Source organism: Stutzerimonas chloritidismutans (assembly GCF_038562055.1).
GTDB classification, from domain to species: Bacteria; Pseudomonadota; Gammaproteobacteria; order Pseudomonadales; family Pseudomonadaceae; genus Stutzerimonas; species Stutzerimonas chloritidismutans_A.
Genome location: NZ_JBCFXD010000001.1, coordinates 82,158 through 97,543, shown reverse-complemented (window position 1 = coordinate 97,543; position 15,386 = coordinate 82,158). Strand labels below are relative to the sequence as shown.

Annotated in this window: 17 protein-coding genes and 1 pseudogene; 8 read left to right on the top strand and 10 right to left on the bottom strand. The window is 62.4% G+C overall.

The genetic code is table 11. The features are described 5' to 3' along the window. Positions 1–18: 18 nt before the first annotated feature. The 3 genes and pseudogenes from bcsQ to AAGW23_RS00490 all read right to left on the bottom strand — a co-directional run bounded on the left by bcsQ (position 19) and on the right by AAGW23_RS00490 (position 2,669). The gene (gene bcsQ, locus AAGW23_RS00495; RefSeq protein WP_342404371.1) at positions 19–1,041 is read right to left on the bottom strand and encodes a cellulose biosynthesis protein BcsQ; all 1,023 of its coding nucleotides are present in this window, start codon (positions 1,039–1,041) and stop codon (positions 19–21) included. A gap of 75 nt (positions 1,042–1,116) precedes the next feature. Continuing rightward, positions 1,117–1,227: pseudogene (bcsR, locus tag AAGW23_RS22025) on the bottom strand (BcsR/BcsP family cellulose biosynthesis protein); the annotation flags it as partial. A 488-nt stretch (positions 1,228–1,715) separates the two neighbouring features. Further along, on the bottom strand, positions 1,716–2,669 hold the full coding sequence (locus AAGW23_RS00490; RefSeq protein WP_342404370.1) for a threonine dehydratase: 954 nt from the start codon (positions 2,667–2,669) through the stop codon (positions 1,716–1,718). Between the two features lie 80 nt (positions 2,670–2,749). On the opposite strand from AAGW23_RS00490, the gene AAGW23_RS00485 reads away from it, so the two are divergent. From AAGW23_RS00485 to AAGW23_RS00475, 3 genes are all read left to right on the top strand, one after another. Beyond that, positions 2,750–4,081 carry a PLP-dependent aminotransferase family protein gene (locus AAGW23_RS00485; RefSeq protein WP_342404369.1) on the top strand — a complete coding sequence of 444 codons (1,332 nt, stop codon included), beginning with the start codon at positions 2,750–2,752 and terminating at the stop codon, positions 4,079–4,081. Positions 4,082–4,157: 76 nt separating this feature from the next. Next, a complete protein-coding gene (gene amn / locus AAGW23_RS00480; RefSeq protein WP_200639827.1) occupies positions 4,158–5,630 on the top strand; it encodes an AMP nucleosidase in 1,473 nt (490 codons plus the stop codon). Positions 5,631–5,710: 80 nt separating this feature from the next. Beyond that, positions 5,711–5,953, top strand: coding sequence for a DUF2789 domain-containing protein (locus AAGW23_RS00475; protein WP_342404368.1), 243 nt, complete (start codon positions 5,711–5,713; stop codon positions 5,951–5,953). A 5-nt stretch (positions 5,954–5,958) separates the two neighbouring features. On the opposite strand, the gene AAGW23_RS00470 is transcribed toward AAGW23_RS00475, so the two are convergent. From AAGW23_RS00470 to AAGW23_RS00450, 5 genes are all read right to left on the bottom strand, one after another. Continuing rightward, entirely contained in the window at positions 5,959–6,531 is a 573-nt protein-coding gene (locus tag AAGW23_RS00470; protein ID WP_342404367.1) for a HupE/UreJ family protein, read from the bottom strand. A 29-nt stretch (positions 6,532–6,560) separates the two neighbouring features. Next, complete coding sequence (ureG, locus tag AAGW23_RS00465; protein WP_342404365.1) at positions 6,561–7,175, bottom strand: urease accessory protein UreG; 615 nt, start codon at positions 7,173–7,175, stop codon at positions 6,561–6,563. Between the two features lie 28 nt (positions 7,176–7,203). Further along, on the bottom strand, positions 7,204–7,881 hold the full coding sequence (locus AAGW23_RS00460) for an urease accessory protein UreF (RefSeq protein WP_342404364.1): 678 nt from the start codon (positions 7,879–7,881) through the stop codon (positions 7,204–7,206). Beyond that, the gene (gene ureE, locus AAGW23_RS00455) at positions 7,878–8,378 is read right to left on the bottom strand and encodes an urease accessory protein UreE (protein ID WP_342404928.1); all 501 of its coding nucleotides are present in this window, start codon (positions 8,376–8,378) and stop codon (positions 7,878–7,880) included. Before ureE ends, AAGW23_RS00460 begins: the two co-directional genes overlap by 4 nt. Before the next feature lie 164 nt (positions 8,379–8,542). Continuing rightward, entirely contained in the window at positions 8,543–9,025 is a 483-nt protein-coding gene (locus tag AAGW23_RS00450) for a GNAT family N-acetyltransferase (protein WP_342404927.1), read from the bottom strand. A gap of 279 nt (positions 9,026–9,304) precedes the next feature. Here AAGW23_RS00450 and AAGW23_RS00445 point away from each other — a divergent pair, with 279 nt between their 5' ends. The 3 genes from AAGW23_RS00445 to AAGW23_RS00435 all read left to right on the top strand — a co-directional run bounded on the left by AAGW23_RS00445 (position 9,305) and on the right by AAGW23_RS00435 (position 12,355). Continuing rightward, positions 9,305–10,177 carry a DMT family transporter gene (locus tag AAGW23_RS00445; RefSeq protein WP_342404363.1) on the top strand — a complete coding sequence of 291 codons (873 nt, stop codon included), beginning with the start codon at positions 9,305–9,307 and terminating at the stop codon, positions 10,175–10,177. A 94-nt stretch (positions 10,178–10,271) separates the two neighbouring features. Continuing rightward, a complete protein-coding gene (locus tag AAGW23_RS00440; RefSeq protein WP_102837442.1) occupies positions 10,272–11,135 on the top strand; it encodes an isocitrate lyase/PEP mutase family protein in 864 nt (287 codons plus the stop codon). 59 nt (positions 11,136–11,194) lie between these two features. After that, positions 11,195–12,355: an MFS transporter gene (locus AAGW23_RS00435; protein ID WP_342404362.1), complete on the top strand. Its 1,161-nt coding sequence runs from the start codon at positions 11,195–11,197 to the stop codon at positions 12,353–12,355. A gap of 7 nt (positions 12,356–12,362) precedes the next feature. On the opposite strand, the gene AAGW23_RS00430 is transcribed toward AAGW23_RS00435, so the two are convergent. Beyond that, complete coding sequence (locus AAGW23_RS00430; protein WP_342404361.1) at positions 12,363–13,082, bottom strand: TorF family putative porin; 720 nt, start codon at positions 13,080–13,082, stop codon at positions 12,363–12,365. A gap of 285 nt (positions 13,083–13,367) precedes the next feature. On the opposite strand from AAGW23_RS00430, the gene AAGW23_RS00425 reads away from it, so the two are divergent. Both AAGW23_RS00425 and AAGW23_RS00420 read left to right on the top strand, forming a co-directional pair. Continuing rightward, positions 13,368–13,634 carry a DksA/TraR family C4-type zinc finger protein gene (locus AAGW23_RS00425; RefSeq protein WP_102837439.1) on the top strand — a complete coding sequence of 89 codons (267 nt, stop codon included), beginning with the start codon at positions 13,368–13,370 and terminating at the stop codon, positions 13,632–13,634. Between the two features lie 91 nt (positions 13,635–13,725). Beyond that, on the top strand, positions 13,726–14,172 hold the full coding sequence (locus AAGW23_RS00420) for a hemerythrin domain-containing protein (protein ID WP_342404360.1): 447 nt from the start codon (positions 13,726–13,728) through the stop codon (positions 14,170–14,172). Between the two features lie 5 nt (positions 14,173–14,177). On the opposite strand, the gene AAGW23_RS00415 is transcribed toward AAGW23_RS00420, so the two are convergent. Then, positions 14,178–15,353 (bottom strand): GAF domain-containing sensor histidine kinase, encoded by a 1,176-nt coding sequence (locus AAGW23_RS00415; protein WP_342404358.1) that lies wholly within the window; start codon positions 15,351–15,353, stop codon positions 14,178–14,180. Positions 15,354–15,386: the final 33 nt, after the last annotated feature.

Sequence of the window (15,386 nt, the reverse complement as noted above, 5' to 3'; positions counted from 1 at the left end):
ATGAGAGTGGGGTGTGGCTCACAGGGTGGCACTGCCTTCTGAAGCGCAGGGCAGTTGGCCCATGAGCGTCTCGGCGAACCGAACCAGATCCTGAAAACCTTGACCGTGGGCTTCCTGTTCAACGGCGGTGCGGTTGTAGGCCAGCGCATCGGATACGGATTGGTCGCGGTGGATCATGCCGACCAGCCGTTCGCCCAGGGTTTGCTGCATGATCAGACTGACATCGCGATTGAGCTGACGGGAACGATCGACTTGATTGATGACATAGCGACAGCCCTTAAAGTCGTCGCGCTCACCGACATAGCTGCGAATCAGCTTCTCGGCCAGGGGCAATGCAGTATAGGAGGCTGCATCGGGAAGGCTTACGACGATGGCCTGATGAGTGATCGCCAACGCCTGTCGCAGATAAGGTGAGGGGCCAGGCGGGGTGTCAAGAATGACGACCGCGCCATCGGCAAGCCCCATTGCTTCAAGGTGACGCCCCAGCCAATACCGGTCGCTGTCCAGGTGCTGCTCAAACGCTTGACGTTCGTTTTCTTCTATCAGGCCGTGCGGCAGCAGAGCCGGGCCGGCTGCAGTGGCAACACATAGTGACCGCCAGTCCGAAGCGCTCTCGCTCGCATTGGCGATGCCACTAGCAGCGTCTTCTACGGGGCGTGGACTTTGAGGCTGAAGGTGATGAATCAGCGCGTTTTGTGGGTCAAGGTCTACGACCAGCACTGATCGGCCCAGCTGGGTCAAGCCTGCTGCGAGATTAGCGGCGATTGTGCTTTTTCCGACGCCGCCTTTGCTCGACATGACGGTGATCACATTAACCTTGCCCAAATCCGGCGCGGCCGGCTCCACAAGCCGTTTTGGCGATGTGTTCGCCGTTGCGTTGGCGACCGCTTCGCTCTCTGCCTGTTTCAGTTGGGCCAGCAGATCCTGCAGGCTCTCGGCAGGCCAGTCGGTTTGCCCGGTTTTGCTTTGAGCAGGACGCGCGGCGGCTGTCTCAGATGGGGCGGGATTAGGGGGCATGGTGGGCGCGAGCGGTGTCATCATGGCCGGTCGAACGAGGGATTCTGTGCTTGGTGAGTACGATTGCGGGCCGGATGCAGCGCTTGCCGCCAAGGCTGGCCAGTGACCCACTGAGCCTTGGTCTCGCCCTACGCGCGAAACTTCTTGGTATTGGTCAGGGTTGGCATCGATCTTTCTAAAAAGGCCGAGAATGTCGCTCGAAATGCCCATTCCGAAGCTCCAGATGTAAATGCATGTTCAATTGGGTTTGCGGCCAAGCCTGTGTTGCGGTCATTACGCCCATGCGCATGCTGTGGCTGCCGGCCTTTTCTAGCTCATCACGCGGTCAAATAGATGATGGCACACTGCCATTCCAGATGACAGAGCCGCTTGTCAACCATTTTTTGGCGTAGATAATTTGACGCTTAATTTGCACAGAACTTTTCTGCGACGGTAAACCGCCGCTTATTAGGCTCAAGCAATTAAAGGGCCTGCATGTTGGCCGTTCGTCGGTTTTTTAGTGCGGACATAGACGGCTTGGAACCGCCAGTTTGGTGTGGACCATTAGCTGGAGGGGCCAAAGCCGTGAGGGCAGGGTAGGTAGCTCAGGCTACCGCTGCGGCAGGGGGGTGAGAAGCTTCTTCCGTCGCCCGAGCGGACTCTTGCTGCTATTCGGCAGGCGGCTGGTCAGTCGGAAGTTTGACTCGCTGAGCGGGCCGCTAGAGCGTCAATGATTCGGCCAACTCCTGCCGATCAATATTGGCGCCGCTGAGTACCACAGCGATCCGTTCGCCATGATTGTTTTCACGCTCCTGCATCGCCGCAGCCAGCGCGGCGGCGCCCGCGCCCTCAGCGAGATTGTGGGTATCCTCGTGCAATGCGCGAATGGCGTGTCGTATTTCGACGTCATCGACGCGTGCGATGCGCGCCGCACCTCCCCGGATAACCTCGAGCGCTTCAGGCGCGGGCATTCGGCAGGCCATGCCGTCAGCGAATGTGTTCGCCGTGTCGGTGGTGACGAGGCGACCCTGCTCGAAGCTCTGCGCGTAGGCATCGGCCGCGCTTGACACCACCCCGATGATCTCCGTGTCCAGGCCCAGCAGGTCGCGGGTCCGGATCATCCCGCAGATGCCTGAGCCAAGCCCGATGGGTACGTAAACGCGGCGCAGCTTCGGCACTGCTTCGAGCAGTTCCAACGCATAGGTGGCGACGCCCCTGATCAGGCCCGGATGCAGGGACGGAACAAAATGCCAGCCATTGGCTTCGGCCAGTTCCGCTGCCCGCAAACGAGCGGTATCGAAGTCGCGGCCGTATTCGATGACCTCGGCACCAGAGGCGCGCATGGCGGCGTTCTTTTCTGATGAGTTGCCTTCGGGCACCAGAATCTGCAGTGGCAAGCCGGCCTTGCCTGCCGCCATGGCCAGGCTGATACCGTGATTGCCACGAGTCGCGGTGATGAGGCCCGGTAGGCGCGGCTCCCGCTTGATCAACTCGTCCACGTAGAGCAGACCGCCACGCACCTTGAAGGCGCCGGCTGGTGTGTGGTTCTCGTGTTTGACCCAAACCTCGCAGCCAAGCCGCTTGGCCAACAGCGGCCATGCGTATTGCGGAGTCGGCGGTACGCTCTGGTGGATCAATTTGGCTGCCTGGCGCAGTTGGTATAGGTCGAACATCGAAAGCTCCTCAGCGGGTTTGACGTCGATCCTAGGCGGCGGGCATTGTATGGGTAAATCGTTATATTGCATGGCAAGCAATGTGGTTACCCAAACTCGAATTTGATAGTCAGCCACGCTACTTGGCACTGGTCGACGCCATCGCAGCCGCCATTGCAACGGGTGAGCTCAAGCCTGGCGATCGCCTGCCACCGCAGCGGCGCCTCGCCTGGGCGCTCGGCCTCAATCCCAGTACCGCGATGCAGGCGTATCGCGAGGCGGCGCGCCGGCACTTGGTTGGTGGCGAGGTCGGGCGCGGTACCTATGTGCTGGCCAGCAGTCGCGAGGCCAGTCTGTTCCGGCTGAAAACACCTGAGGCCCATCCTGAACTGGTCGATCTGTCGACCAATCTGCCGGTACTCGACCCGGACGATGTCGACATACAGCGCAGTTTGGCGGCGCTGTGTGCGACCGGAGATTTGGCGAGCCTGCAGGGATACCCGTCAGCGCGCAGCCTGCAACGTGGCCAGTTGGCGGTGAGTGGCTGGTTGCGTGCCCGAGCGCTTGAGATCCCGCCGCAGCAGGTGTTGCTCTGTGCCGGAGCGCAGCAAGGCGTTTTCGCCGCGCTGATAGGCTTGTGCGAGCCGGGCGAGCCGGTGTTGGTCGAAGCGCTGACCTCGCCAGGCATAAAGGCCGCTGGCCGCCAATTGCGTTTGCTGCTGCACGGGGTGGCGATGGATGAATTCGGCATCCTGCCGGACGATCTCGATCGCTTGGCACGCGCTACCTCGGCACGCGTGGCCGTCCTGACACCCTGCATGCAGAACCCGACCGCCGTCAGCATGGATGCGCAGCGCCGCGAAGCCATCGCCGCCGTGGCGCGACGACGGGGCTTGTTGATCATCGAGGACGACATTTACGGCGCACTCGGCGACGAGCCGCCGCTCGCTGCGACACTGCCCGATAGCACACTGCTGATCAGCAGCTTGTCGAAGACGGTCGCACCTGGCTTGCGCCTGGGGTTCATCGCCGGACCGGACGCGTGGCGTTCGCGTATCGACCCGGAACGACAGGCAACCAGCTGGGCCTTGTCGACTCTCTGCTTGCGGATTGGTTGCGAGTGGCTGGAGGACGGCACTGCGGCGCGCCGCCTGGCCTGGCAGCGTGAACAGGTGACACGGCGCTGGCGACTGGCGCAGAAACTGCTTGGGTCTGCTTCGTCAAATGCCTCGCCGCATCTGTGGTTTGAACTGGCGAAGGATAAAGATCTGCCAGCGCTGTGCCGCGAAGCGGGGATCGAGGCGGCTCCCGCAGATGTATTCGCGGTGGGCCATGGTCCACCCAACGCGCTGCGTCTGAGCCTGACCGCGGCGCCCAGCCTGGCGGTTTTGAAAGCGCGGCTGGAGGCGCTGGCGGGCACATTGCATCGATGACCGCCGCAATCCGGTGCTACCGCTGTCATCGAACAGCAGGCAAGATGTTTTTAATGACTACACAAGGAAATTCACCATGAATCCAGCAGGCGAGACTTTTCGCATTGCCACCAGCGCTGAAGCGGCCGTGGACCAGCTTGCCGAGCTGCATCAGCAGGCTACCCGCGCTCTGAATCAGGCGCTCAAACGCTATGTCACCACGCGCGAAGAGCCCAGTGCGGCCGAGCGTGCGCTGTTCCGCTATCCCGAACTACGGCTGACGTACGAATGCCACGGCGAAGTGCCGGCGTCTACCCGAGCTTATGCCAAGGTGCAGGCGCCTGGTGTCTACAGCGTGACCGTGACCCATCCGGCGGCCTTTCGCAGCTACCTGCTCGACCAGTTGCGACCGCTGATCAAGGATTTTGGTGTAACGGTCGAGGTGGGCATCAGCGAGCGCTACATTCCTTACCCATATGTGATTGAACAGGGCGACGAACTGGCTGGAACCGGAGTGACCGCAGCAGAGCTGGCTCGCGTGTTCCCCAGCACCGACCTGTCCGCCGCCACCGATGACATCGCCGACGGCCTCTATGATTGGGAGCATGCGGACCCTTATCCGCTGGCGCTGTTCGACGGTGCGCGGGTGGATTTCTCGCTGCGCCGGCTGGTGCACTACACCGGCAGCGACTGGCGCCATGTACAGCCGTGGATCCTGCTGACCAACTACCACCGCTATGTCGACCAGTTCATCCGCCACGGTCTCGACATGCTGCGTGATGACACCCGCTTCGTGCGCATGGTGCTGCCGGGCAACATCATCATCGAGCGCGGCATGGATGAGGGCGAGGCCCAGTCGATCATCGGCGGCGTGCTCTGGCACCGTTACCAGATGCCGGCCTATCACCTGCAGGCCAAAGATGGCGACGGCGTCACCCTGGTCAATATCGGCGTCGGTCCGTCGAACGCCAAGAACATCACCGATCACCTCGCCGTGCTGCGCCCGCATTGCTGGCTGATGATCGGCCACTGCGGCGGGCTGCGGCAGTCGCAGTCCATCGGTGACTACGTGCTGGCCCATGCCTACATGCGCCGCGACGGCATTCTGGACCGCGTGCTGCCGCCGCACATTCCGCTGCCGGCGCTGGCCGAAGTGCAGCAGGCGCTGCAGGAAGCGGCGGCGCAGGTCACCGGGGAAAAAGGCGAAGCGCTCAAGCGGCGGCTGCGCACCGGTACCGTGCTGACCTACGACGACCGCAACTGGGAATTGCGCTGGGCTCAGGAGAGGCCGCTGATCAACCTCTCGCGTGCCGTGGCAGTGGACATGGAAAGCGGCACCATTGCGGCCCAGGGCTATCGGTTGCGGGTGCCCTACGGGACGTTGCTTTGTGTGTCGGACAAGCCGCTTCACAGCGAGATCAAACTGCCCGGATCGGCCAATGCCTTCTATGAGCGCGCTGTGACCCAGCACCTGAAGATCGGCATTGCCGCTCTGGACCTGCTACGTAACCAGCTCAACTCGCTGCACTCACGCAAGCTCCGCAGCTTCGACGAGCCACCGTTCCGCTGATTCTGCACGCATCACCGGCGCTTTTTCGGGAATGGGCGATACTCAAGGCGTCCATTCCCGTTTCAGCACCGGAGGTTCACATGGAACAGTCGATCCACGCCTTCCACAACCTGTTCGAGCAATTGGGCCTGCCCAACGACGATGCCTCGATCAGGCACTTCATCGAAACCCATTCACCCCTGGCCGAAGACGTCTATCTGGCGGATGCGACCTTCTGGACGCCGGCCCAAGCGGCGTTCCTGCGTGAGGAGATCCTAGAGGACGCCGACTGGGCCGAGGTGGTGGATCGGCTCAACGTCGCGCTGCGGCATCGCTACCACTGAGGCGCTCAGCTGGCCAGCAACCAGGCACCGGTCAGCGCCGAGGCGGCACCGGCGATACGCACCAGCGGCGCTGCCGCCTGCGGCAGAACGCGCACCAACGCGTAACCGGCGGCATGCAGAGCTGCGGTGGCAGCAACGAAACCGGCGGCATAACCCCATGGGCTGGATAGCTCCGGCAGTTCCAGGCCATGGGCGACGCCGTGGCTGGCGGCAAACAGGGCGGTCAGCGCAGCAGCGACGATCAGAGGCGGACGCACCGCCAAGGCAACCAGCAAGCCAAGGGCCAGCACTGATCCGGCGATCCCGGTTTCCATCAGCGGCACCTGGAGCCCGCCGAAACCGGCCAGTCCACCGAGCAGCATCGTTGCAACGAAGGTCATCGGCAGCGCCCAGCGAGCAGTGCCTTGCTGCTGTGCGGCCCAAAGGCCGACGGCAAGCATGGCCAGTAGGTGGTCGAGTCCGAACACGGGATGGGTCAGGCCTGCCAGTACGCCGGCATGGTCGTGTCCCGGATGGGCGAAGGCCAGCGCCGGGCTGAGCAGCAGGCCAACGGCGAGCAGTGGTTTGCGCAGATTCATAAGAACTCCTTGAATTGATCCGGCGGGTGTCAGGCGGCGCTGAGCATTCCCTGTTTTTCGATAAAGGCGATGATTTCGTCGAGTCCCTGGCCGACCTTCTGGTTGCTGAAAACGAACGGCTTGTCGCCGCGCATCTTGCGCGTGTCGCGGTCCATGACCTCCAGCGAGGCCCCGACCATGAGCGCCAGGTCGACCTTGTTGATCACCAGCAAGTCCGACTTGCAGATACCCGGCCCGCCCTTGCGTGGCAGCTTGTCGCCAGCCGACACGTCGATCACGTAAATGGTTAGGTCCGACAGTTCCGGGCTGAAGGTGGCTGACAGGTTGTCGCCGCCGGATTCGACGATGATCAGGTCCAGCCCCGGGAAGCGGCGGTTGAGCTGCTCGACCGCCTCGAGGTTGATCGAGGCGTCCTCGCGGATGGCCGTGTGCGGGCAGCCGCCGGTCTCGACACCAATGATGCGCTCGGGCGCCAGGGCCTCGTTGCGCACCAGAAATTGCGCATCTTCCTGGGTGTAGATGTCGTTCGTGACCACGGCCAGGTTGTAGCGCTCGCGTAGAGCCAGGCAGAGCGCGAGGGTCAATGCGGTCTTGCCGGAACCGACCGGGCCGCCGATGCCGACGCGAAGGGGTTGAGTGTTCATGGTCTGTTTCCTCTTGTGAAAGCGGTGCTCATGAGCGGAACAGGCGGCTGTACTGACGCTCGTGCGCCATGCTCGCCAGAGCCAGGCCGAAGGCGGCGCTGCCCCAGTGTTCCGGCTCGATAACGGTTGCGTCGCGCTGGGCCTGTTGCAGTGTCGGCAGCAGTTGCGAAGTGAGTCTTTGAGCCGCCTGCTGGCCAAGCGGCAGGGTTTTCATCAGGACGGCCAATTGGTTTTCCAGCCAACCCCAGAGCCAGGCGGTCAATGCATCTTCTGAGCTGATGCCCCAGGCGCGTGCAGCCAGGGCCCAACCGAGAGCAAGGCCTGGTTCATCGACGCGTTGAAACAGGGCGCGGGCCGGGGCGTCGAGTTCGGGCAGGTTGTCCAGCAGCTGCTTCAGTGAATAGCCCATCTGCCGGCTCTCCAGGCGCAGCTCGCGGGTTTCGCGGCTGGCACGATGGCGATCGGCAAGTCGCTCGAGGTATGCCCATTCCTCAGCAGCGGCGGCCTGACAATGCGCCAGCAGCAAGGGCGCTTCGAAGCGCGCGAGATTCAGCAACAGCTGGTCGCCCAGCCAACGGCGAGCGCTGGCCTCGTCATGCACGCGCTCGCATTCGACCGCCATTTCCAGGCCCTGCGAATAGCTGTATCCGCCGATCGGCAACTGTGGGCTGGCAAGCCGCAGCAGCGCGAACGCGGCTGGATTCACGTGCGCACACCAAACTGATGCAGACGTGGCGCGTAGCTGAACTCGGCTTCGCCTGCGTGGGAGTGGTGATGGCCGCCACCGTAGGCGCCGTGCTCGGGCTGGAAGGGCGCCTCGACGGCTTCGACGCTGGCGCCCAGCTGCAGCAGCATGTCTTTCAAGACGTAATCATCCAGCAGCCGCAGCCAGCCGTCGCCCACTTGCAATGCCACATGGCGATTGCCCAGGTGATAGGCGGCGCGCGTCAGCTCGTATGCACTGCTGCAGGTTACATGCAGGAGCTGTTCGGCGCGGGCCCGCACGCGGACGATGCGGCCGTCCTCGGCACGCAGGCATTCGCCGTCATGCAGTGGGGGCTGGCCTCGCTCGAGAAACAGGCCGACCTCTTCGCCGAGGGTGGTGAAACAACGCAGACGCGATTTGCTGCGCGCCTCGAAGGTCAGCGCCAGCTCGGCGTCAGCGTCGACCTGCGGGGCGGTGCGATGGTGGATGACCAGCATGACGAACAGTTCCGATTGTGCAATGACGCACATCAGAGCAAGGCCCTTGCCAACGCGGCGCAACATACGCGGTCCGCTGGCTGTGGCTGGTTCGTGCTTGAAAATGGGGCTTGAGGTTGTTCCGTTTTGGTGCGTGCGTATCGGAATGGCACCAAATTCGCGCGCTAATGCAGTGCGCGGACCATGTAGACGGCCGGTATTTGGTAGCTGGCCAGGTTGCTGGCTTGCGGCGGTTCCAGCTCGGTATGCGCGGCATAGCCAAGACGAGACCAGAAGGCTTCGGATTCCTGTACCGACACCAGCGCTGAATAGCGCAACTGGTGGGTCCGCGCCTGTTCCAGGTTCTTGCGCACCAGTGCTGGGCCTATGCCGCGACCGCTGGCGCGTCGGGACACGGCGAGGTCGTGCAGATACAGGCAATCCGCTTCGGCGTGCGGCTGGAACTCGCCGTCCAGCGGAGTCACCTTGCCGACACGGGAGCGGTAGGCAAATAGATAGGCACAGACGCCCTCGTCATCCTCGGCCACCCAAGCAAGCTGAGGGCTGGCGGCGAGACGGTTGCAGATCACCGCCTGACTCTCGAGTAGTTCAGCAGAATAGGATTCTTCCTGAATCGACATCACTGCAGGTATATCGCGCACCTGCATCGCTCGTAACTGGAACATCAAAACAACACTCGGACGGAGGCGGCCAGTCATAAGGCTCGCCTGGGGGCGGCGATCATACGCGATTGCCGCGCGAGCGGATCGGGTGCCGACAGACGTAGCGCAATACAGACTCAAGAGTGATTGCGAGTTTATGAGGTGAGCCGGCGTGGTGAGCGTTCATCGGCTTCGTCTGGTCGGATCGGCCAATGCCATCGCTGACGAACTGCCGATTTGCAGGCATAATTCTTAGGTTGCTACCTATTGTCGCGGTTTCCCCCATTGAATAACTCCCACCGGCCCCTGCTTGGCGTGTCGCTGATTCTGGTTTCTTGCCTGACGCTCGCCAGCCATGACGGGCTGTCCAAGTACCTGACGCAGCTCTACCCCGTCTTTCTGGTTATCTGGGCGCGCTATATGGCGCAGACGACGCTGATGCTCGTGCTCTTCACGCCACGTATGGGGCGGCGCGTCTTTCGCACGCTGAGGCCGAAGTTGCAGATCTGCCGTGGCCTCAGTCTGGTCAGCGTCAGCATGCTCTTCATCAGTGGCATCAGTTATATCCCGTTGGCCGAAGCGACCGCAGTCATCTTTCTGACCCCCTTGCTCGTTACCATCGCGTCCGCCTTGCTCGGTGAGCAGGTCAGCCGGGCTCAGTGGCTGGCGGTCGGCTGCGGGCTGATCGGGGTGATGATCATCGTGCGGCCGGGTGGTGCCTTGTTCACTCCGGCGATCCTGCTGCCGCTCGGCGCGGCGCTGAGCTTCACGGTCTATCAGTTGATCACCCGTCGACTCAGCGCGACGGATCATCCCGTGACCAGCAACTTCATCACCAGCCTGGTCGGCAGCCTGGTGATGAGCGTGCTGGTCTTTTTCAATTGGCAGACCCCGACACTGCATGACGCACTGATGATGGCGGGGCTCGGCGCCATGGCCATGAGCGGTCATCTGCTGCTGACCAATGCGTTTCGATTCGCCAGTGCCGCGGCGCTGGCGCCGTTCACCTATTCGCAGATCATCTTTGCCGGCGTGGTGGGCCTGTTTGCCTTTGGACACACGCCGGATATCGGCGCCATCTTCGGCATGAGCATCATCATCGCCAGCGGGCTGGTCATGGCGTATGTGCAAGGGCGGCGACCGCGCCCAACACTCTGAAACACCCCGACGTGCCGTTGGCCGTCCGTACCGTTACCAACACTGAACAGACAAGGGCGACTCGACCCTTGCGTGCGATTCATCAGGAACCCACATGCAACGTATCTCTCATCACACCCTGCGCAGCGAATTCCGTCGGCTGCTGGCCTCCGATCGCTGCTACCACACCGCCTCGGTGTTCGATCCGATGTCGGCGCGTATCGCCGCCGATCTTGAATTCGAAGTCGGCATCCTTGGCGGCTCGGTCGCCTCGCTACAGGTCTTGGCCGCGCCCGACTTTGCGCTGATCACCCTCAGCGAGTTCGTCGAGCAGGCGACTCGCATCGGGCGAGTATCGCGCCTGCCGATCATCGCGGATGCTGACCATGGCTACGGCAACGCCCTCAACGTGATGCGCACGGTGGTGGAGCTGGAGCGCGCCGGAATCGCCGCGCTGACCATCGAAGACACGCTGTTGCCTGCCAAATTCGGGCGCAAGTCCACCGACCTGATCGGCATGTTCGAAGCGGTCGGCAAGATTCGTGCGGCGCTTGAGGCGCGTATCGATCCCGAACTCGCCATCATTGCGCGGACCAACGCCGGTGTGATCGGCCTGGAAGAGGTCATCGCGCGCGTGCAGGCCTATGAGGCAGCAGGCGCCGATGCGATCTGCCTGGTCGGCATCGAGGATTTCGAGCAGCTGGAGCAGGTCGCGGAAAAACTCAGCGTACCGTTGATGTTGGTGACCTATGGCAATCCCAAGTTGCGCGACAACAGCCGTCTGGCTGCGCTTGGCGTGCGCATCGTGGTCAATGGCCACGCGGCCTATTTCGCGGCGATCAAGGCGACCTATGACTGCCTGCGCGAGCAGCGTCAGATCGATGCGTCCGATCTCAACGCCTCGCAGCTATCGGTCAAATACTCGACCGCCGAGGAATACATGGTCTGGGCCGAGGAATACATGCAGGTCAAGGAGTGACCGGTTGCGCCCGGCGGCAGGCGCCGCCGGGCATCTGTCTATGAGCTAGCGGAGAACCGATGAGCCCGCGCCTGCTGACCTTCATGGTGGCGTTCGCTGCCTTTCTGGGGCCCTTCACGCAGACGGTCTACGCACCGATTTTGCCGGAGCTGGGCGAGGCGCTGCAGACGACGCCGCTGCTGATCAACCTCAGCATCTCGATCTTCACCTTCGTGCTGGCGTTCATGCAGATCGTCTACGGCCCGCTGGTGGATCGAAGCGGCCGCAGGCGCACCCTGTTGCTGGGACTTGCGTGCTACTTCGGCGCGTCCATCGGTTGTTTTCTGTCGCCCAACATCGAGACGCTGCTGCTGTTTCGGGCGCTGCAGGCGGTAGGTATCGCAGCCGGTGCGGTGGTGGCGGTGACCGTGATCGGGGATCGGTTCGAGGGTGTCGAGCGTGGGCGGGCGATGGGCTCGTTCCAGATGATGGTGGCGCTGGGGCCGGTGGTCGGCCCGGTGGTGGGAGGCTTCATCGGCGAGCACCTCGATTTCCACTACGTGTTTCTGTTGCTCGCCGTGGTCGGTGGCGTTGCGTTGCTGAGCAATGCGATCTGGCTGCAGGAAACCCGTCCGACCGGGGGTGCGCCTCGCGCCTTTCACCCGAGGGAGTACCTGGATGTGGTGCGCAACCGCCAGGGGCTGGCGATCATGCTGCTGAGCTTTGTGCAGTACTACGCGTTCTACAACTACTTGGTTTTCATGCCACGCGTGCTAGATGCCAGCTATGGGCTGACTGCCAGCGAAAAGGGCTTGGTGTTTCTGCCACTGTCCATCGCTGTTGTGATTGGCAGCTTCGCCGGTGGGCGACTGTTGGCGCGCTGGCGGCCCCGCCCGGTGCTGGTGACGACGGCAGCGCTCAATGCCCTCAGTCTGCTGCTGTTTCTCGTGGTTGCGCGGTGGTCACTGGCCGCGCTGGTGGTGGCCGTCAGCGCGTTCGGGCTTTTTCTTGGCCTGTCATTGCCGGTACAGACCAGCCTGCTGATGGACCTGTACCCGCACAACCGTGCCACCGCCGTGGGCAGCTACAACTTCTTTCGCTTCATGGGCATGGCCACGGGACCGGTGCTCGGCTCTTGGCTGTATCAGGACGGCAATCTAGGCCTGCTCTATGGTTTTGCGGCCGCGGCCTTTCTTGTCGCAGTCTGGCACGCGCGGATGCGCTTCAAGCAAGGTGCGTGATCATCGCCTAGAACAGCGAGCGCTCGGCCTTGAACATGAAGTAGCTCTCGCAATAGGTGTTCTGACCTGAGTAGACGCTGCACTCGCGGCCGCGAAGGCTCGAGTCGGTGTACGACAGGTCCAGGCGGACGCCCAGCCAGGGCCTAGACAGGTTCAGCGACCAGTCGTTGAAGACTTCAACACTGCCGCCGGGGTGGTACATCGGGCTGTCCATCGAGTGGCTGGCATATTTCAGGCGCAGGTCCAGATCGAGCGGGCTGAGGGCGCCAAGCTCCAGTAACAGTGTGCTGTCGGTGCGCCCCGGCCGACTGCTCAGTGCGCCACCCAGCCGACTGCCAGCCAAATTGAAGCCTGCGTAGACTTCGTGACGATCTGCTCCGTCCTGCTCGGGGAAGCTGTAGCGGATCACGCCCAGTTCGTAGCCTGGCGCCTGGTCGAAGCGGGGTTGGACATAACCGATGTAGCTGTCCAGCTCCAGCTGGTTGCCTTCGAGGATGCCCATGCTGGGCGCCCATTGGCCGACATACAGGCCACTGTCGTGAGTCAGGTCCAGGCCACCGCGGAAGGTGCTGGCGGCCGTCGGGTTCACCAGCCCTTGGGCCATGCTACGGGTGGCGGCCGTGCCGAGTCGCAGGTCGAATTGGCCGACTTCGCGCTCAAGCACTTCCGGCTGGCTGGCGCATCCGCTCAGGCCAATCAACAGCGCCGGCAGAATCTTCGTATGCATCACCGCTTCCCTGGGAGTGTTGACAGACGATGTCGAGACGCCCTTTCAGGCAACGCCTCGACGCAGAGCGTCTGGATTGGGCTTGTGCCGCTCAATCGGCTGGAAGGATAGACAATGCAATGCGCGGCCGAGGTCCGTTCGTCGATCTGGCGCCAGCGGATCGACGGGCGGCGCTGTGGCGTCGACGGATGTCATCGGACTACCGCACCCTTGCGCGACTGAACGGTATTCGCGGCAGCTGTTCCAAACGAATATACGGTTGAGCCCTGATGCTGGGAGGTCACGATGGCGACGGGTTGGGCAAATGAAGGTGCGGTTCAGGAACAGATCGACAGCACCATTGAAGATGCGGTGCAGCGGGCTCGCAGCCGTCTCGGTCGAGGTGAAAGCCTGGAGCGGTGCGAGGAGTGTGACGCCAAGATTCCCGAGGCCAGGCGCCAGGCCGTGCCGGGCGTGCGTTTATGTGTGAAGTGCCAGACCGAGTTGGACAAGCAGGAAGCTAAGTTCAGCGGCTACAACCGCCGCGGCAGCAAGGACAGCCAACTTCGTTAAGGCGATAAATCATGCGGTTGATCGCACTCACCGCGCGTGCGCAGGTCATAGATCGGGCCACCCACACCCGTTCAGGGAAGAGGAATGCCCCATGACAATTTTTGAAGCGCTGCGGCTGAGTCACGATATCCAGCGAAACCTGTCCGAGCGTCTGACTCAGACAAGCGGCGACTCCGCCGAGCGCCAGGAGCTGTTCGCCCAACTCAAGCATGAGCTCTGGGTGCACTCGGTCGCCGAAGAGCGGCACTTCTATATTCCGCTGATGCGTGACGACGATGGCGTCGACCTGTCCCGCCATGCCATTGCTGAACACCACGAGATGGACGAGATGGTCGAGGCCCTTGAAGAAACCGACCCCAGCAGCCCGAGCTGGCTCGCACAGGCCCGCAAGCTGTCGGACAAGGTCCACCATCACCTGCAGGAAGAAGAGCACAAGTTCTTCCAGATGGCCGGCAAGCTTCTCAGCGATCAGCAGAAAAGCCAGCTGGCCGGTGCCTACCTTGGCGCTTACGACGTGATGAAAGCCGAACACGCTTAAACGATTCAGGCATCCATTGGCATGCTGAAGGTAAAGGTGGTGCCTGCCTCGGCGGTGGACGTCACCTGCATGCTGCCCCCATGCGATGCGGCTATCTCGTTGGCGATGTAGAGGCCCAGCCCCAGTCCGGACCGTGTGTTCGACGCCTCTCTCCAATAAGGCTTGAACAGCTGCGCCAGGCGATCCGGGGATATCGGCTCACCCTGATTGTTCACCGACAGCAACAGCCGCCCATTCTCACAGACTGCGCGGACGAGCACGCGGCCTGCCGCGCCATGGACCAGCGCATTGGCAAGCAGGTTGGAAAGCAGCTGCGCGAGGCGGTCAGCATCGCAATGGATCACGCCAAGTGGGGCGATGTCAGCTTCGATTGCTCGTTGCGGATAGGCGCTCTGCATCTCCGAAACGATATGTGTCAGGGCGTGGTGCAGGTCGTGGCATTGAGTACGTTGCAACGGGATGCCATTGCCCAGGCGACCGCGGGCGAAGTCCAGTACGGCATCTACCAGGCGTGACGCGCGGCGGGTTGCCGTGAGCATATGTTCGGCAATGCCGGTGATCGACGCATCCTTCGAACGCCTCAGTAATAGTTGGGCGCCTGACAGGATCGACGAAAGCGGGTTGCGCAAGTCGTGCCCAAGCAGGGCGATGAATTGCTCGCGCAGTTCAGCGGTCTGCTGCGCATCGAGCAGAGCCGCCTCCGTTGCTTCGAACTGCTCTTCGGCCTCCAGCTGGATGGCCAGCAGCTTGGCGAAAGACTCCATCATCGTCTGGATCGGCAGTTTCGATAGGTTGGCCGGCAACGGATCGAGCGCACAGACAGTGCCGAAAAAACTGCCATCGGTGCGAAACACCGGGGTCGAAATGTAGCTCTCGAAGCCATACATCTTGGGCGTGTGATGGTTGCAATAACGCCCGTCCTCACTCACCTTGCTGATGATGATGGTTTCGTGAGAAGCACGGATTTCGTGACACAGCGTCGTCGCCACGTCCAGCTCGCTGCCGACCTGTAGACCGAAGTTGATCCGGTCGAGCACGGCGCAGGCTGTCCAGGAATTTTCAGTCACGCGCGCAACGGCGGCGAATCGTAGCCCGGTGGTCTCGGAGATCACCTGGAGGATCGCTGGCACGGCGTTGATGCGGCTGATTGCCGAGATATCGGCCGTTATCGATCGGTCCATGCGTGTGGTAACTGCAGGTGATGATGGCCGGCC